This window comes from Bifidobacterium aemilianum (assembly GCF_003315635.1).
Classification (GTDB): domain Bacteria; phylum Actinomycetota; class Actinomycetes; order Actinomycetales; family Bifidobacteriaceae; genus Bifidobacterium; species Bifidobacterium aemilianum.
This window is the reverse complement of sequence record NZ_PDCG01000002.1, coordinates 1-18,066: the sequence shown is the minus strand read 5'-3', so window position 1 is coordinate 18,066 and position 18,066 is coordinate 1. Positions and strand designations below refer to the sequence as shown.

The following is an 18,066-nucleotide window of genomic DNA, read 5'->3' as shown; positions in this document are numbered from 1 at the left end:
GTCTTCGCGCCAGCTGCGGGAAACCCCATGGCTCCCTATGGATTCTTGTGTGGTCGGCTTGAGCGGTTCCGCCCGCTGTCAGAGTTCGGCTTCCTCGTCGCAATAGTCGCAACGGTACTCCTGCCGGTCGCTGTGGGCCAGGTGGAAGGCCTGGTCTATGCCGGGCTCGCTACCGGTCACACAGCGGGGTTTCTTGCAGGCGATCACATTGACCAGGTGCTCGGGCAGGGGCGGCTTGACCTTCTCGACGATGCGCCCGCCCCGCACGATGCAGACGCTGGCCTGCCTGGCCAGGAAGCCCAGGGCCGCCAGGTCGATGTTCCGGTCGCCCTCGATCTTGATGATGTCCTTGCTCCCGTAGCGTTGGCTGCTGGTGTTCATGATCAGGGCCAGGCGGTTGGCCGTGGGATCAATGCGCAGATAGGAGAGGACCTTCAGAGCCGTTCCTGCCGGCACATGGTCGATGATGATCCCGTTGGTGACGCTGGTTACTTCCATCAGTCCTTGACCTCCTGCTCCTGCTTCATACCTGCCGCACCCACGGACTCATAGCCTGGCAGCTCCACCCCAAGCAGGGAGCTCTCCAGGGCCATCCGCACCAGCATGCCGTTCCTCACCTGCTCAAAGTAGGCCGCCCTGGGGTCGGCATCGACCTCCACGGCTATCTCGTTGACCCTGGGTAGGGGGTGGAGGACCGCCATGGTCCTCTTGGCCAGGGCCAGCTTGCCGGCATCAAGGATATAGCTGTCGCGCAGACGCAGGTAGTCGTCCTCGTTGAAGAAGCGTTCCTTCTGGACCCGGGTCATGTAGAGCACGTCCAGGTCGCCGATCACCTGGGTCAGATCCTTGACCTCCGTATAGGAGCAGCTGGGCGATTCCTTGATGCAATCAATCACGTACTGGGGGGTCTTCAGCTCCTCGGGGCTGATGAGCACGAAGTTGACGCCACCGAACCGGCAGAGGGTCTCGATCAGTGAGTGGACCGTACGGCCGAAGGTCAGGTCGCCGCACAGGCCGACGGTCAAGCCAGTCAGCCGACCGAATCTTGATGTGATGGTGGCCAGGTCGGCCAGGGTCTGGGTGGGGTGCATGTGGCCACCGTCCCCGGCATTGATGACGGGGACCCCTGCCGCACGGGAGGCCACCAGGGCCGCACCCTCCTTGGGGTGGCGGATGGCGATGATGTCGGCATAGTTGGAGACGGTCTTGACCGTGTCGCTGATGGATTCGCCCTTGGAGACCGAGGACTGCTGGGCACCGGCGAAGCCGATCACCTGTCCGCCCAGGCGGAGCATGGCCGTCTCGAAGCTGAGCCGGGTCCGGGTGGAGGGCTCATAAAACAAAGTGGCCAACAGTCTGCCCTTGCAGCTGTCGGCCACCTCACCACGATGTCCATCAATATAGTGCGCCTTATCCAACAATTCCTGAATCTGACCAGTGGACAGGTCGTCCAGGGTGACCAGGCTCCTGCCGATCATGGACAGGGGAGGTTGCCTGGATGAATCAGCCAGAGTCCCGGATGGGGAATGCGGGGATTGGGGAATTGCTTGATTGACCAGGAATGTCTGTGCCGACACCGGTCCACCTTTCTACTCTGGTCCGCCGAATGGAGGCGGAGCGTCAAGGTGGTCATCTCGTGACCTCGCCAACAATACGACCATTGGCCGACAAGGGCAAGCCTGCGAGCGCCTGCCGACACAGACCAACCCGGCACGTGGCCACTGACGTCCAATAGTCCGCCTAGCTTCCCCTGGCAGTCGCCAGCGCTCGCCGCCTTGCCAGGCTGGGCCTCAATCCAGCTGGTAGAAGATCCGCTCCATAACCTCCCGGCACTGCCTCATGAGGGCAAGCAGGTCATTTTCGTAGTACTGCCCCCGGTTGGCCGGGTAGCCCTGGCATACGGCCATGCCGCCCAGGGCGTCCAGGTCGTCGGGGATGATGTCGGCCTGGGCCACCCTGCCGTTCCAGAGGTAGTTGCCGTTGCGGGCATCCGTGCAGATGATCCAGGTCTCCCTGAGCACCTTGGCGTCCTGCGCAGATAGGACACCCAGGGCCTTGAGCCGGTCCAGGGCCTGGAGGGTCGAATGGACCCTGAGTTCCGGGTGCTGGCCGGCCTCCTGCAATTGCAGGAGCTGCACGGTCCATTCCACATCGGACAGTCCACCCTTGCCCAGTTTCAGGTGACGCTCACGGTGGACGCCCCTGGGCAGCCGCTCGGCCTCCATCCGGGCTTTGAGCTTGCGGGTCTCGTTCATCTCCTCCTCACTGGGAGGCTGGGCTGGGTAGCGCAGGGGGTCGGCTATATGGGTCAGAAAATCCTCGGCCAGCTGCCGGTCCCCCGCCGCATAGCGGGCCCGCAGGAGGGCCTGATGCTCCCAGGTCTGCGACCAGGACCCGTAGTATTCCCTGGCTGACTCGTAGGATCTGACCAGGGGCCCGTTCTTGCCTTCGGGGCGCAGGTCGAAGTCCAGTTCGATCTTGGCCTCCAGGCTGATTGGTCCCTGCAGGATGGCCCGTAGTTCGTCGATGACGGCCAGGGCGAAGGGCCCGGCCTGCCCCTGCATCCCGAAGGTTCCCTCCGGCCGGTAGAAGGCCATGAGGTCCGCGTCCGAGGAGAAGTTGATCTCGTGCCCGCCATAGCGGCCCATGGCGATCAGGCAGATGGCCGCAGGGGGGCTTTGCAGGTCCATGACCTGGCATTGGTGTTGTATGGCGAATTCCAGGGTCGCTTCGATGATGGCATCGTAGACGTCGGTCATACCGGTCAGGCAGCCCTTGCCATCCAGGGTGGAATTGAGCCAGGACAAGCCGATGCGTTCTATCTCCTGCCGCCTCATGGCCCGGAGGGAATCGGCGAACTCCTTGGTGTTGCCAGCGTAGCGTTCCATGGTGGCCTGGCATTGGGTGTCCAGGCTGGACCTACTGCGGGCGGTCAGCAGCTTATCGCTGCCCAGCCAGGTGATGGATTCGACGGACTTGTTCAGGGCGTCCCCCAGGACCCTGGAGTTGGACAGGACATGACACAGACGTTTGGCGGCCATGGGTGAATCCCGGAGGAAACCCAGGTAGGGGCTGCCCTTGCCGAAGTGCTCCTCCAGTTTGCGCCAGTAGAGCAGGCCCATGTCTGGGTTCTGCCCCTCGCCCAACCATTGGAGGACGGCCGGCAGGAGGAAACGGTTGATCTTGCTGGCCCGCGAGACCCCCTCGGTCAAGGCGCCCACATGCCGCATGGCCGCATCCACATCGGCGAAGCCAATGGAGGCGAAGCGATCACGGGTGGCCTGGGCGCTCAGGACGATGCGGTCGTTGCCGGGTTGGGCGTTGATGGGCAGCATGGGCCGGTAGTAGATGTCCATATGGAGGCGGCGAACCTCCTTGCGGGTCTTGTCATAGAGCTCATAGAGGTCCACAGGCCTGAGCCTGAAGGCCTTGGCCAGGCGCCGCAGGTCCCGGTTCTGGTCCAGGGCCTCCTTGACCAGGCTCTGGTCAAAGGGTTTGGCGTCGACCTGACCGCTATTGACCCCATGGATGTCGGGGAAGAGGTGGGTCCGTCTCATCTGCCAGATCTGCTGCCGGTGTTCCAGGACCCGCTCAAAGCGGTAATCCTTGGAGAGGAGCGTAGCCTGGTTGCGCGATATGTACCCACCTTCCGCCAGGGCGTCCAAGGCCTGGAGGGTGGAGCGGGCCCGCAGGGTCTCATCGGACCTGCCATGGACCAGCTGGAGCATCTGGACCGTGAACTCCACGTCACGCAGGCCACCGCGGCCCAGCTTGATCTCCCGCTCCTTGTTGGCGGTGGGGATCAGGTCCTCGACCCGCTTACGCATGGCCTGGCAGTCATTGACGAAGTTCTCCCTTTGGGAGGCCTGCCAGACCAGGGGCTGGGTCATCTGTAGATAGGCCTGGCCCAAGGCCGCGTCGCCGGCCACAGGCCGCGCCTTCAGCAGCGCCTGGAACTCCCAGCTTTGGGCCCACTGCTGGTAATAGAGTTCATGGGCCTCAAGCCGGCGGACCAGGGGGCCATCCTTGCCTTCGGGCCGCAGACCCGTGTCGATCTGCCAGAGGGGGGCTTCGGCCACCCCCGGCATGGCCGACTGGCAGATTTTCTGCAGACTGCCGGCCAGCCTGGACCCAACCGCCGTCAGCTGAGCCATGGAGGTGTGGTCATCGGCAGGTTCGACCACATAGATCAGGTCCACATCGGAGACATAATTGAGCTCGTGGGCACCCAGCTTGCCCATGCCTATGATGGTGAAACGGCAGCGCTCACTCCCCTCGACTTGGGCCCGGGCAATGGCCAGGGCCGCCTCGAGGCTGGCATCGGCCAGGTCGGACAGGGAACTGCTGATGACGGGCTGGATCTCCATGGGATTGGCCGCGCACAGGTCCTTGGCCATGATGGCCGCCAGTTGCCGCCGGTAGGCCTGGCGCATGCGGGTCACCGCTTGGGCCGGGTCCTCCAGGGCCAGGGGCGCAAGGCTTGGCTCCCCCTCCCCCAAGTGCCCACTGTTCAGCCCCAAGGCCTTGGCCATGTGGTCCAGGCGTTGGCGCTTATCGAAGTCGGCACTGCCACAGTCATCAAAAGCGGCCGCCTCCACCAGGTCGGGACGGTAGCGCATGGTCTTGCCCAGGGCGTCGGAGGCGCCCAGCACCGCAATCAGTCGCCGTTGGGCAGCCTCATCACTCCAAAGCCTGGTCAGCAGGGGTGAGCAGTCCTCCTGGCTGGTCACCATGCCCGACAGGTTCCTCAGGGCCGCATCCGCGTCGCAGGCATGGTTCAGGAGCTGCAGGAGCTGGGCCACGCAGCCCTTGTCCATGCCCATATCCACCAGGCCGCCCAACAGGCCCGCGGCCGCATCCAGTTCGGTCAGACCCGCATGAATCAGGTCAATGGTCCGCAGACCGAGCTCTTGGAGAGTGTTCATAGCACCAATCTACATGCTGTACAGGGACCGTCGCCCATATTCGATCAACAACGACAATGCCATCTTTCTATGGAAACCTATAAGAAACGAGCCATCAGATCTGCCAATACAGCAATGATGACTCCGGCATACTTTGGTCAGGTGTTTGCATATCCATACTGCTCGACGAACCCCCGCATCACTGTCGGTCATGCAGACGGCGGATGTCCTCACCCACATCAAGTGGGTGCGTTCGGAGGGACGGTCGGTGCTGGTGATCTGCCATGACCTCCCGAATGTCTTCGCCCTATGCGACAGGATCGTGGTGCTCCGGCAAGGCCCTGTGACGGGCATACACCGCAGCGACCAAACCAGCTACGAACAGATCATCGCCGAGATCGCAGGTGTCTTGAATGGTCAGGAAGATGCCAGGTCCACGATCGACCCCCAGCAGTACGGTAACCTGACCAAGCAGAGGAGACTCATCGACAGGACTATGTACATGCAGCAGACCCAAGGGGTCCAGGGCTGACCTATTTCAGGGGACGGGTTCTGTCTGGCCAGTTCAGGTATCTTGGTAGCTGGGATACCGCCTGCAGGGACGACCCATGCGGGGCCTTGTGAAAGCAGTCGGCAAGAGGCACCATCCCGAGCATGAGTCCCGACGGAAAAGAGGAAACAGTGTCGTTAATGGACATCATCATTGTGGTCGCGACGGGTCTGGTCGGCCTCGTCATAGGGGCTGTATTCGGGGGACTGCCACTGAAGACCTCCATGATGACCGAACAACAGAACAAGGCCCAGCAGCTCTTGGGAATTCTGGCCGCAGGGCTCATGATTGTGCTGATACTCAGCGGCAAGGATCTAGGATCCTGGGTCATCATCATCTGCCTGGTTCTCGGGCTGGGTCTGGCCAAGATTCCGCCGGTCCACCGTTTACTGCTCAATAGGATTGCCTTCCTCAGACCCGACAGCGAGGCTGGTCAAGGAAGGGCCAGACAAGCCCAGGGGGACCTGCCGCCAGAAAGGCCCACGACCGGCCCGCCGAGCAGGCCCACCGCAAGCAGGTGGAAACGAAATCCGACTCACAGAAAGAGTAATCCCAGAGTTCACTAGGAAGCGCAGTGGTTTCCGGCCGCAGTCCACAAGCCGCTGCATGCTTAGGGGTGGCCCGCCACGAATGCTAGTGGGCCACCCCTAAGCGATTTTAACGGATGCCAGGGCACTTCAGGCTTGGTTTGCTAGGTCCTTGTCACTAACCGTGCTGTCCTCGTCCTCGAAGAGGTCACCGACGTTCTCCCAGATGCGCCTGGTGACGGCCGCCTTGTTCATGCTGTAGAGATGAATCCCATCGACCCCATGGGCCACCAGGTCGGCCACCTGGTCAGAGGCGTAGACGATTCCCGCCTCCTTGAGTACGGCCGAGTCACTCCCCCAGCGTTCCAGCATGGTCTCCAACCGCTCGGGAACCCGTGAGGCGCAGCTTTTGACCATGCGCCGGACCTGGCCCTCATTGGTGACGGGCATGATGCCCGCCTCAATGGGAACGTCTATACCGGCCGCCCTGGCCTTATCCAGGAAGCGGTAGAAATCCTCATTGTCGTAGAAGAGCTGGGAAATCAGATGGCTGGCCCCACTGTCCACCTTCTTCTTGAGGAAGAGGATGTCCTGGTCCAGATTCTCGGCCTGGGGGTGGCACTCCGGGTAGCAGGCCGCGAAGATGGTCATCTGGGGCCTGGTCTGCTTGATGTAGGAGATCAGGTCGCTGGCATAGTCGAAGACGCCGGCCGGCTCACGGCCCGGAACCGGGTCACCGCGCAGGGGTAGCACCGCGCTGACTCCGGCCTGCTCGAACATGTTCAGGGCCTCATCGGCCTGGGCCTTGTCTATGTACTGGGCAGTCAGGTGGGCTACGGCGGGCAGACCATAGTCCTTACGAATGGTGTTGGATATCCGGGCGGTCGCCGTCCTGTCCGCGCTCTTGCCGGTGCCATAAGTCACGGAGATGAAGTCCGGCATGAGGCCGCTGAGCCCATCCAGTGTGTCGTAGATGGTACCAACGGGAGCGTCGCGCTTTGGGGGAAAGACCTCAAGGGAGAAGATGGGGTTATGCATGGTCTACCTCGCTTCCAGGCGGGCCCGGACCGCCAGTGTGGCTTGGACCATGTTGGCCAGGGAGGGCCAGGTCTCCTCGTTGCCACGGGTCTTCAGGCCACAGTCTGGGTTGATCCAGACCTTGGAGACATCCATCTTGTCCAGAATCTGCCCGATGCGCTCCTCAATCTCAGCCTGGCTGGGGATGCGGGGGGAATGGATGTCGTAGACCCCAGGCCCAGCCTCGGTCTCGAAGTGGGCGTCGTGGATGGCATCCAGCACCACCAGGTCTCCACGGGAGGCCTCGAAGGAGATCACATCGGCATCCATGGCATCAATGTCCCGAATGATGTCATTAAACTCCGAATAGCACATATGGGTGTGGATCTGCGTGGTGGGTTGGACAGCCGAGTGGACCAGACGGAAGGCGGGAATGGCCCAGTCCAGATAGTCCTTGTGCCAGTCGGACTTGCGTAGGGGAAGCTTCTCGCGCAGGGCCGCCTCGTCGATCTGGATGACCTTGATACCAGCCCGTTCCAGGTCCAGCACCTCGTCGCGGATGGCCAGGGCCAACTGTGTGGTTTGGATCTGGTTGCTGACGTCCTCCCGGGGCCAGGACCAGTTGAGAATGGTAACCGGCCCGGTCAGCATCCCCTTCATGATCCGCTGGGTGCGGCTCTGGGCGTAGGAGCTCCATTCCACCGTGATGGGTTGGGCCCGCGATACGTCACCCCAGACAATGGGTGGCTTGACGCAGCGGGTTCCATAGGACTGAACCCAGGCGTTCTTGGTGAAGAGGAAGCCCCTGAGCCTCTGGCCGAAGTACTCGACCATGTCGTTGCGCTCGAATTCTCCGTGGACCAGAACGTCCAGGCCAAGTTCCTCCTGCTTGGCGATGACCTGGTCGATCTGTCCCCGTATGAACTTGTCATAGGACACCTGGTCAATCTCCCCCCTGCGTAGGCGGGCACGTTCGGCACGCACCTCCTTGGTTTGGGGGAAGGAACCGATGGTGGTGGTCGGCAGTAGGGGCAGGCCCAAGGCCTTCCTTTGGAGGGCCTGACGCTGGGCCCGTGCGGGTTGCCGGACCAGGTCGGCATCCGACAGGGAGGCGATACGGTCCGCCACGGACTGGTCAGGGACCACCCTGCTGCCGTTGAAGAGGGTCTGGTTGGTCTTCAGGGCATCAAGCCCCTGCCCTGCTGCCAGTTGGGCGATGTCATGAAGCTCGCCTAGCTTCTCCACGGCGAAGGCGAAATGCCGTCGGACCTCTTCGGCCAGCCCATCCTCGCCTTGGGTGGAGAAGGGCACATGCAGGAGGGAGGAGGCGGTGGAGATGGCCAGGCGGTCGGTCTTCTGCCTGAGGGCATCGACCAGGCCAAGGGTGACCGCATAGTCGTTGCGCCAGATGTTGCGCCCATTGACCAGGCCGGCGAAGATGGTGGTGCCTTCGGCCACACCATAGCTGTTGACGGCTGCCAGGTTCTCATCGCGCCCCTCGACCAGGTCCAACCCCAGACCGTCGAAGCCCAGGAGATTGACTGTCTCGTAGATGTCGCCCATGTGCCCGAAGTAACTGTTGAGCAGGACCTTGATCCTCCCCCTGCGGGCCGGCAGGATCCGTGAATAGAGGGCCTTGAAGAGCTCGGCATCGCCGGTCTCCTTATCCAGGACCAGATAGGGCTCGTCAAGCTGGATCCACAGGGCCTCCAGGTCGGCGAAGCGTTCGATGACCTGGGCGTATACGGCCGCCACGGCATCAACGAGTCCGGCATCCAGTTTGATCTCCCTGGCTTGGGAGTCTCTGGCCAGTTTAAGGAAGGTGTAGGGACCTACCAGCACCGGCTTGGTGATGATCCCCAACTCCTTGGCCTCCTGGAATTCATCGAAGGGCTTGCTGGAGTTGAGTCTGATCCGCGTGGCCGGGTCGATCTCGGGCACCAGGTAGTGGTAGTTGGTGGTGAACCACTTCTTCATGGGCAGGGCAGTGGTGTCGCCCTTCTCCCCCTGGTAGCCACGGGCCATGGCGAAGAGGGTGTCCTCCGGATTGGCCAGGGAGAGCCGCTGGTAACGCTGGGGAATGACATTGAGGAGGATGGCGGTGTCCAGCACCTGGTCATAGTAGCTGAAGTCATTGGAGGGGATCAGGTCTATGCCGGCCTCCTGCTGAAGCCTCCAGTGGCGGGCACGAAGCTTCTTTCCCTGCCGGCGCAAGTCATCCAGGCTTGCCTTGCCCTTCCAATAGGCCTCGATGGCCTTTTTCAGCTCACGGTTCTGGCCCATGCGAGGGAATCCGGAAACAGAAGTAAGAGCAGCCATGCGTCCTCCGATGTCGATGTGAAGTAGTGGGTTCAGCCTACCAACTTCGGGTCCTCATAGATGCATTAGCCAATTTAAGGTGTCGTCATAAATCAGACTTATATACCTGCTGTTGACAGTAGGAATAGAAACGTATAGTCGTTGGAATTCCAGGCTTTTGCTATACAGGTACCGACTGTTTTCGGATTGTCATGCGCAAGGCATGTTCCGAGGGCAGGATGACAGTCGCCGCAGTTGGGGACTCACCCATCAGTGTTCTGACCTCAGCGGGCGGTGATCATGAATTATTGATGGGGGATGAGCATCATGCCGTATAAGCATATACCATGGCACCACGCCATATTGGGAATCACCGTGACCCTAGCCATGCTTACCTGCATGGCCTTACCCGAATCAGCAATGGCCCAAGCTCAGGAGTTCGGGCAAGCAAATCCTACAGCCGAGCTCCAGAGAAGCGGCTCCGATGACCTGGATTCCTGGATGCCCAACAAACGCTTCCGAAACTGATGCTGGCCAACCTGAAGGCCAACTATCTGGACCAATATCCACAGGCATCCACCACCCCCAACCATTACCTGGCCGATGTCACCAAGGACAATCTCAAGACTCTGACTTACATCAGTAACGTGGTGTATACCCCCGACCACCCCGAAGGGGAATCGCACCCCCTGCTCGCACAGACCAACACCGGCGTTGCCCAATATTCCTTGGAGAAAATCCAATACGCCAGCAATGTAACCAAGCTGGACCTCAGCATGGAGCTCAACCTCAATCCCCCCTTCAAGGTGGACGGTCATGACCTCTACATACATTCGGACATCGTCGACGTGACCCCAATCCAGGGACTCACCAAGCTGGAAAAACTCACCATACACGGTGGGCGGATCAAGGACATCACGCCACTGCTGGAAATCCTCAATGGCCCGAACATTCAATCAGCCAACCTGGTCTACAACTGCATCGCCGACCTGTCAGGCATCACCAATCCCAAGCTGACCGGCATCAATGGCAATTTCGGTTTTCGATTCATCGAAACCGATCCAGTCTATGTCGACCCTGCCAATCCCACGGTGACAGTCGATTACAAGTCACTGATGAAGCTTGCCCATGGCGAGGACCTGGACACCGTCTACCCATACGAGCAACAGACCACATGGTTGGCCATCAAGGAGTTGCTGGACAAGACCAAGAACCTCCTGTCTCCCGACAGCGTCATCAGTCTCTGGTCCTACTTCAACGCGGGCACCGATTACACCCGCGACAAAGCCAAGGGCACCTTCACCCTCAAGAACGTCACCCACCCCCAGCAATCCCCGGCCCCACCCGCGTGGGGCAATGGAAGGCCGTTCCCTCCCAGTGCACCCACTACCTGATCATTCCCTTCAGCCTCTCCGCGCCGGCGAAGGGAAGAAACCCCAGCAGCGCCCCGGTCCACGGTTCTTACTCCGACAAGCCGCAGACCATCATCTACACCTACACACGAACAGCCGGCCAAGCCGTTACCATCCACTATGTTGACCAGCACGGTGCGAACATCACGGACGAGAGTGGCCATGCGGTCACAGACACCAGCGTCAACGGCAACCTGGGTGATGTCAAAGCCATTGACACCACGGCTCCCGTGGCAGGCTGGGAATTCGTCAGCGGCCCAAGCTCGGGGACTGTGACCGACCGGAAGCAGGACCTGAATCCGGTCTACCAGAGGGCGGTGGGAGCCCCGGTCACGGTCCACTACCAGGACCAGCAGGGGCACAAGCTAACGGATGCCCTGACCCTGGGTCAGGGCGGAAGATGGGGAGACCACTTCCAAGCCACACACCTCTCAATACAGGGATGGACCTTCGACCACGCAGTGGGTGATGAGTCGGGAAGCCTGACCGGAAGCGCTCAGGAGGTCACCATGATCTACCGCAAGGCGGCAGGCCAGAACGTCACCGTCCATTATCTGGGAGACAAGAACCAGAAGCTGGCCGACGATTCGATCATCAGCGGTAACTACGGTGACGGCTATGACCTCGAACCCATCGCCATCAAGGGTTGGGAGTGGGTAAGGACCGAAGGCGATAGCAAAGGTCACCTGGACGGCAGCAGCCACGCGGTCTCCTTCATCTATCAACGGGCCATGGGAGGCGCCATCACCATCCACTACCAGGACGAGCAAGGCAAGGCACCGGAGGTTGACAGCATACTGACGGGCCCTATCGGCACCGCCTATGAGACCAAGCCGCGCAGCATTCAGGGCTGGGTCCTGATCGACAGCAAGGGGCAAACCAAGGGCAGCTTCACCGACCAGGCGCAAACGGTCATGTATGTCTACCAGAAGAAGATCACTCCTGCCGATCAGCAACCATCGACGCCGGACAACTCGAACGGTGCCAATTCGAATGACTCCAGCCCCACCTCCAACTCCAAAGACAAGTCCAAGGAGTCCACTGACAGCAATGGTTCCAACGGGTCCAACGGATCCAACAGCAACAGCGCAAGCTGTAATCCCAACAACGGCGACCAGAGCAACAACCCTGCTTCCAGGCCTTCAGCCGACGGGGAAGCACCCAGCGACCCCGATCCACAACGACCTCTTGATGTCATGACTGACCAGGACGCTCAAGGGCAGATGACTCCGGCTCATCTCGCCCACACAGGTGCTCCGGTGCTGGACTGCCTGGTGGCTGGCCTGGCTTGCGCCTGCTTGGCCCTAGGACTGCTCCGGGTCAGACGCAAAGCCAGTAAGGGGTAAGACTCCAAGCAAGTCCTAGCCCACAAGACAGAACAGCAGAACCATCCCCGTGACCGGACTCATCTCAAATCGGTCATGGGGATGGTCGTATTCAGCGGGCTTGTCGGCTCCGAGTTCCTCAGCCTTGGTCAATCAGGCCAAGTGATGGATACCACTCAGTCCAGGTCCTTGGGCCTGATGAAGGCCAGGAGATCGGCCTCGTGTGTACACCAGTCCTTCAATGGCTTGTTGGCGCCGAATATGGCGATGGACGCCGGAGAAAGACCCACATTCAGCAGGTCAAGGAGACCGGGGTCGGATGCCGGAGAAGCCAGCCACTGGCAGGTCACAGACAGGGTCGGCTCATGCCCGAGCACCATGAGCCTGTGGGTCTTGTCCTTGGACTGGGCCAGCTGGTCCCAGATTGCTTGCACGCCGTCTTCGTAGAGGCTCTTGTGGGAGTCGACCTTGGGCTGGTCACCCAGGTATTTGAGCATGATCTCCAGGGTCTCCTGGGCCCGCTGGGCGCTCGAGGCCGCGATCCTGTCAGGCACCAAGTCGACCTTGACCAATCCCTTGGCCATCTTCTTGGCCTGCTTATCGCCCTTGTCGGTCAGTGGCCGGGCAAAGTCTCCGTCCGGACTGGACTGTTTGGTTTTGGCATGGCGCATGACCATGAGCAGGTACTGGTACCCGCCCGCCTTCTTGGCAACCTTCTTGATATTGACACCCATGGAAGCCTCCTTCTATCAGTCTACCTGCAAGCAGCCGCTCTGCCTGCCGCCAGCCTTGTCTCGCTACCGACTGCCGGCTTGGCCTTAGAGGGCTTGCACCTGGGCGTCCAGGTCCCTGAGCACCTTGCGGAGTTTTCTGTCCGAAATGTCCCGCAGCTCCAAGCTTTCCAGTTGCTCTGCCCGCTCCTGCGGGGTCAGGGAGTCTATGTCCGTGGCCGTGTCCTTGCTGGCCCGGTCCCGCTTGCGTAGGGCCTGGAAGCCTGGGGCCATGGATCGGGTGGTCAGCAGGAAGCCAGTGTGCCCGATCATCTGGTGGTCGGGGCGGACGGCCAGGCCTTGGGCCTTCCAATCTCTCTCCAGGCATTCGCTGATGTCTGGCTCAGTCCAGACCTCGGCATGTCGCAGGGCCTCGGCCAGACGGCTGAGCTGGGTGCTGGTGGTCACATAAGCGGTCAGGACCCCGCCCGGCGACAGGACCCGATAGGCCTGGTCCAGTCGGTTCCAGGGGTCCAGCATGTCCAAGACGATCCGGTCATAGTAGGCCTCCTCCAGACCGGCGGCGACCGAGTCGAAGTCACCGGTAAGGACCTTCCACCAGTCCGGGAAACCCCCGTAATACAGGGTGGCGTTGGCCTCGGCCACCTTGGCGAACTCAGGCCGCATCTCAATGGTGGTCAGCTCCCCCTGGTCGCCAACCGCATCAAGGAGGTTCAGGCTCATGGCCCCAGATCCGGCACCGGACTCCAGCACCCGCATGCCCTTGCGGATGTCGCCGAGCTGGATGACCCTGGCGATGTCCTTGGGGTACATGATCTGGGCACCCCTGGGCATGGAAAGGACATAGTCGGCCATACGCGGGCGCATGACGGCGTACTGCCAGCCCCCAATGGCCCTGGTGGCCTTCCAGGGCTTGCCGGCGTTGCGCTCAGGGTGGTCTGGGTCCAGCTGATCTTCCCGCTTGGCCCGAACCGTCGTAACCAGACTTCCCTGGGGTCGCCCGATCACATCATCATGGAGGATCAGACCGTGCTCGGTCTGGGTAGAACCAGCCACCTGTAGCTGGTCGCTGATTCGCTTGCCCTTGCGGTCGGTGAACTGCACCTTCTCTCCCGCCTGCAGCGGTCCTCGTCTCAGGCTCATCACTGCCCTTCCCTGCTGGTATCTTGATAGTCGGCGATGGCGCTCCAACGGCCACGGTCCTCAGTCACCAGCATGGGCAGGCCGAAGATCTGCGTGAGCCGCTTCCCAGTAAAGCCGCCGCGCAGCCCTCCCTGGTAGGTGATGGTTCCAGGCTGCGGGTCACGTCCGCTCAGGTCGTCTCTGCGAGCGCTGGCTTCATCGCCCTGAATCCGACCCATGATGGCGACCTTGTTGAAGCCCCGGGGAATCTCCTCCAAGCGGTGGGTCACCAGGACCACAGCCCGCTGGTCCCGCTGCCCGGCGATGGAGCTCAAAGCCTGGAGGGCCAGCTCCCGACCGCCAAGGTCCAAACCTGTGGTGGGTTCGTCAAGAATCAGAAGGTCCGGATCAGCCATCAGGGCCCTGCAGATCAGCACCCGGGTCCTTTCGCCTTCCGACAGGCGGAAAAACTCCCTGCCTTCCAGGTATTGGATGCCGAACTGCCGCATGAGGGACCTGGCCTTGCCATAGTCTTCGGCCGTGTACGAGTCCCGCCAACGCCCTGTGGTGGCGGTCAGAGCCGTGACGATGGCGTCCAGGGGGTCCTCATCGTAGGGGAAGGACCGGGAAAGTTCGGCCGAGCTCAAACCAATCCGATGTCGATATGAGAAGACGTCCACCTTGCCCAGACGGTTGCCCAATATATCGACACTGCCGCTGGAGGGGAAGCCACGGCTGCTCATCATCTGCACCAGGGTGGATTTGCCGATGCCGTTGGGGCCGAAGAGGACCCAGCGCTCGCCCGGCATGACCCGTAGGTTCACATCCTGAAGGATGACCCGACCCGACCGCCGGAATTCCACCTGCTTGAGTTCCAGGGCTGCCGCTGGCCCTCTGCCCTCGTGGACAGGCGAATCGGATGGGGTGACTTGTGCTCTCATACCCTCATTATGACACCAGGCAGGCATCAGCACAGACAGTGGCCTTTCAGAACACTCAGCCCAGCAGGCTCCCGTAGAGGTCCACGGTCTGATCGGCTATGGTCTCCCAGCTGAAGTGGTCCCGGGCCCGCTCATAGCCAGCCAGGCCCATAGCCCTGGCCTTGTCGGGGTCGGACATGACCCGGTTGATGGCCTGGGCCAGGCCTTGCACGAACTCCTCAGGCTTGGTGGGTGTGCCGGTGCCGTCATGGACCTGGTCAATGGATACCAGATAGCCGGTCTGGCCGTCAAGGACCACCTCGGGTATGCCACCGGTCGCACTGGCCACCACCGGCAACCCACAGGCCATTGCCTCCAGATTGACGATGCCCAGGGGCTCGTAGATGCTGGGACAGACGAAGGCGTCACAACCGTGCTCCAAAGCATTGAGCTCGGCCTTGGGCAGCATCTCGTCAATCCAGATCACATGGCCGCGTTCCTGGTTGAGCTCCTCGACCTCGGCCTTGACCTCGGCCAGAATCTCAGGGGTGTCCGGGGCTCCGGCGCACAGGACCACCTGTATGCCGGGCTCCACCTGGTGGAGGGCCTTGAGTAAGTATGGCAATCCCTTCTGTCTTGTGATGCGGCCCACAAAGAGCAGGGTGGGCAGGGACCGGTCGATATGGTAGCGGTCGAAGACCTGCCAGCCAAGGTCGTCCGAGGCCGGGGTCCGGAAATCCCCCAGGCTGATGCCGTTATGAATCACCACGACCTTGCGCGGGTCCACCTGCGGGTAGGCGGCCAGAATGTCCTTGCGCATGCCGTTGGAGACGGCGATGATCCGGTCCGCATGCTCAAAGGCCTCGCGTTCGGCCCAGGAGCTGAGATTGTAGCCCCCACCCAACTGTTCGCGCTTCCATGGCCGAAAGGGCTCAAGGCTATGGGCTGTGACGACCAGGGGTATCTCATGGAGCTCCTGGGCCAGGCAGCCGGCCAGGCAGGCGTACCAGGTGTGGGCATGGACCAGGTCACCGGAGACATCAGAGGCCATCTGCAGGTCGACGCCAAAGGTCTTCATGGCAGGATTGGCCGTGGACAGGTCGGGCGTTGGGTCATAGCCAACAACACTGAGACTGCCCCGGGGCATGCCTCCGGGTATGGGTGGAATGTCATGGGGGGCGCGCAACCCGTCGAAGGCCCTGACGGTCACGTCAAGCCTCTCTGCCAGCACCTGGGAGAGCTCCTTGACATGGACACCAGCGCCACCATATACATGGGGCGGGTATTCCCGGGTAAGCACATCTACCTTCATTTGACACATCCTTGTTTCTGGCTGTCAACCATGCCTATATCCACATGATAGGGCCAAAGGGCCGCAAATGAAAACAGCTGAGGTCGCAGGTCGCCCGTCGAAGCTGGCACAGATATAAAACCCCCACCAGAAGTCGCTCGTAAGCTGCTGCTGATGGGGGTCGACAAGCCGAAGCGGGCTGGTTGCCTAGATGGCCGTCCCATACTCGTCAAGATTGGGATTGTCCTTGGCCCCACCTGCGAACAGGAGGATACCGAGGACTCCCACCGCGAACACTGCCGAGACCGTGATGACCAGCCAGATGGGGTGCTTGGGAAGCCACATGACGACAATGAAGGCAATGGCCGAGAGGCTGATGAGAATCCAGCTGAAGAGCCTGAGCCACTGCCGCAGGCTGCGGTGCTTATGGACACGCTCGGGGTTATAGCTGTTGATGTCATCCAGGGTCAGTTTGGCATCAATGGTGCTGGAGGACGGCTTCCACTCGCCCTTGGCGTGTTCTTCGAGCCGTCGGGAGCGTTCCTGGAGGCTGTACTCGTCCACCATGCCGGACCGGGCCCTCCCCTGGGTCTGATCATATTGTGACGGAACACCCTTGCTCCCGCGCTTTGCCTGCGCCCTGCGTTCAGCACGGTTTACCATAACGCTCCCTTTCTCGGAACCAATGCGAATAATGCTGTGTCCAGTGTAATGGTGGGACCGTCCAAGGGCCGGCATTCGTGCCGAGTTTCGCAAGTTCCCCATGAGCTATGTCCACCATTCGGTCAGGGAGCTGGACAGGCCTTCTCCATCTTCTATCTTGTGTCAATACCCCAACTGAGTGCGCGAAAGAGGGAATGCAATGAAAACCGTGGAGAAATTCGGCAACTGGCTGACGAAATGGTTCATCCTGGTCGTAGTGGTATGGGCCATGGCCAATTTCTTCCTTCCCTCCATCAGTATCTGGGCCAAAAGCTACACAAACTACTTCCTCAGCATCATTCTCTTCGGCATGGGGCTGACCCTGGATATCGAGGACTTCAAGCGGATCGTCAAGATGCCCCTGATGGTGATTGTCGGCACCGTGGCCCACTACATCATCATGCCCCTGCTGGCCGTGCTCCTGTGCTGGGTCTTCCGCCTGGACGGGGTGGTGGCCGTGGGTGTGATCCTGGTGGGCTGCTGCCCTTCGGGCACTTCCTCCAACGTCATGTCCTACCTGGCACGCGGCGATGTGGCCCTTGATGTCTCCATCGGTCTGGTCTCCACCCTCCTGGCCCCCATCATGATCCCCTTCCTCATGTCCACCCTGGCCAGCCAGTACGTCACCATCCCTACGCAGAAGCTCTTCCTGACCGCCCTGGAGGTCGTACTGATCCCCGTCTGCCTGGGCCTGGCCGTCCACGCCATCTTCAAGGACAAGGTCAAGAAGGTCACCGTGGCCCTGCCGGCAGTCTCGCAGATCTGCATCCTGGTCATCATCGGTGTGGTCGTAGCGGTCAACCACGCCAAGCTCTTCTCCGCCGAGACCGCCCTGGTCCTGCCGGTGGTCATGCTCCACAACCTCTGCGGCTTCAGTCTGGGCTTCGGATTCAGCAAGCTCATGTACCGGATCTACCCCAAGGGCTTCCGCTACGCCCAGCAGAAGGCCATTACCTTCGAGGTCGGCATGCAGGACTCCGGACTGGGTGCCACCCTGGCCCTCCAGGCCTTCGCCGCCAACCCGGTTGTTGCCATCCCCTCCACCTTCTTCTCGGTCTGGCACAACATCTCCGGCTCCCTCCTGGCCGACTGGTGGCGCCAGCACGATGACAAGCACGGCATCGCCGCCCACAGCGACAACGGCGAAAAGGGTTCAGCCAAGCAACCCATCCCCACCCCCGCAACCGCCTGACCTCCCCCCCCACCAACACACACCCCCTCCCCACCCCCCTCCCCGCCCGCCCCCCCCCCGCCCACCCCCCAACCA

The 18,066-nt window shown here is 61.3% G+C and carries 15 protein-coding genes; 5 read left to right on the top strand and 10 right to left on the bottom strand.

What is annotated here, in order from left to right:
• Positions 1-78 precede the first annotated feature (78 nt).
• The 3 genes from CRD60_RS02115 to CRD60_RS02105 all read right to left on the bottom strand — a co-directional run bounded on the left by CRD60_RS02115 (position 79) and on the right by CRD60_RS02105 (position 4,925).
• Positions 79-498 (bottom strand): aspartate carbamoyltransferase regulatory subunit, encoded by a 420-nt coding sequence (locus CRD60_RS02115; protein WP_113859683.1) that lies wholly within the window; start codon positions 496-498, stop codon positions 79-81.
• Positions 498-1,478, bottom strand: a complete 981-nt coding sequence (gene pyrB / locus CRD60_RS02110) for an aspartate carbamoyltransferase (RefSeq protein ID WP_113859947.1) — start codon at positions 1,476-1,478, stop codon at positions 498-500. Before pyrB ends, CRD60_RS02115 begins: the two co-directional genes overlap by 1 nt.
• A gap of 312 nt (positions 1,479-1,790) precedes the next feature.
• Entirely contained in the window at positions 1,791-4,925 is a 3,135-nt protein-coding gene (locus CRD60_RS02105) for a bifunctional [glutamine synthetase] adenylyltransferase/[glutamine synthetase]-adenylyl-L-tyrosine phosphorylase (protein WP_113859682.1), read from the bottom strand.
• 190 nt (positions 4,926-5,115) lie between these two features.
• Here CRD60_RS02105 and CRD60_RS02100 point away from each other — a divergent pair, with 190 nt between their 5' ends.
• Entirely contained in the window at positions 5,116-5,436 is a 321-nt protein-coding gene (locus tag CRD60_RS02100) for a hypothetical protein (RefSeq protein WP_113859681.1), read from the top strand.
• Positions 5,437-5,594: 158 nt separating this feature from the next.
• Positions 5,595-6,020: a hypothetical protein gene (locus CRD60_RS02095; RefSeq protein WP_113859680.1), complete on the top strand. Its 426-nt coding sequence runs from the start codon at positions 5,595-5,597 to the stop codon at positions 6,018-6,020.
• Positions 6,021-6,131: 111 nt separating this feature from the next.
• Here the strand turns inward: CRD60_RS02095 and metF are convergent, their stop codons facing one another.
• Both metF and metE read right to left on the bottom strand, forming a co-directional pair.
• Positions 6,132-7,019, bottom strand: a complete 888-nt coding sequence (metF, locus tag CRD60_RS02090; RefSeq protein WP_113859679.1) for a methylenetetrahydrofolate reductase [NAD(P)H] — start codon at positions 7,017-7,019, stop codon at positions 6,132-6,134.
• Positions 7,020-7,022: 3 nt separating this feature from the next.
• Positions 7,023-9,317 (bottom strand): 5-methyltetrahydropteroyltriglutamate--homocysteine S-methyltransferase, encoded by a 2,295-nt coding sequence (gene metE, locus CRD60_RS02085; RefSeq protein WP_113859678.1) that lies wholly within the window; start codon positions 9,315-9,317, stop codon positions 7,023-7,025.
• A 506-nt stretch (positions 9,318-9,823) separates the two neighbouring features.
• Between metE and CRD60_RS08765 the strand changes: the two genes are divergently transcribed.
• A complete protein-coding gene (locus CRD60_RS08765) occupies positions 9,824-10,690 on the top strand; it encodes a hypothetical protein (RefSeq protein ID WP_161522170.1) in 867 nt (288 codons plus the stop codon).
• Entirely contained in the window at positions 10,645-12,054 is a 1,410-nt protein-coding gene (locus CRD60_RS02075; RefSeq protein WP_161522169.1) for a MucBP domain-containing protein, read from the top strand. Before CRD60_RS08765 ends, CRD60_RS02075 begins: the two co-directional genes overlap by 46 nt.
• A gap of 155 nt (positions 12,055-12,209) precedes the next feature.
• Here the strand turns inward: CRD60_RS02075 and CRD60_RS02070 are convergent, their stop codons facing one another.
• The 5 genes from CRD60_RS02070 to CRD60_RS02050 form a co-directional block, all read right to left on the bottom strand.
• Positions 12,210-12,767 carry a SixA phosphatase family protein gene (locus CRD60_RS02070; RefSeq protein WP_113859675.1) on the bottom strand — a complete coding sequence of 186 codons (558 nt, stop codon included), beginning with the start codon at positions 12,765-12,767 and terminating at the stop codon, positions 12,210-12,212.
• An 84-nt stretch (positions 12,768-12,851) separates the two neighbouring features.
• On the bottom strand, positions 12,852-13,907 hold the full coding sequence (locus tag CRD60_RS02065; RefSeq protein WP_113859674.1) for a tRNA (adenine-N1)-methyltransferase: 1,056 nt from the start codon (positions 13,905-13,907) through the stop codon (positions 12,852-12,854).
• Complete coding sequence (locus tag CRD60_RS02060) at positions 13,907-14,827, bottom strand: ABC transporter ATP-binding protein (RefSeq protein ID WP_113859673.1); 921 nt, start codon at positions 14,825-14,827, stop codon at positions 13,907-13,909. The genes CRD60_RS02065 and CRD60_RS02060 overlap by 1 nt, the downstream gene beginning before the upstream one ends.
• Positions 14,828-14,882: 55 nt before the next feature.
• Positions 14,883-16,118 (bottom strand): glycogen synthase, encoded by a 1,236-nt coding sequence (gene glgA / locus CRD60_RS02055; RefSeq protein ID WP_113859672.1) that lies wholly within the window; start codon positions 16,116-16,118, stop codon positions 14,883-14,885.
• Positions 16,119-16,304: 186 nt separating this feature from the next.
• Positions 16,305-16,760: a tripartite tricarboxylate transporter TctB family protein gene (locus tag CRD60_RS02050; protein WP_113859671.1), complete on the bottom strand. Its 456-nt coding sequence runs from the start codon at positions 16,758-16,760 to the stop codon at positions 16,305-16,307.
• A gap of 199 nt (positions 16,761-16,959) precedes the next feature.
• On the opposite strand from CRD60_RS02050, the gene CRD60_RS02045 reads away from it, so the two are divergent.
• Complete coding sequence (locus CRD60_RS02045; RefSeq protein ID WP_113859670.1) at positions 16,960-17,991, top strand: bile acid:sodium symporter family protein; 1,032 nt, start codon at positions 16,960-16,962, stop codon at positions 17,989-17,991.
• Positions 17,992-18,066: the final 75 nt, after the last annotated feature.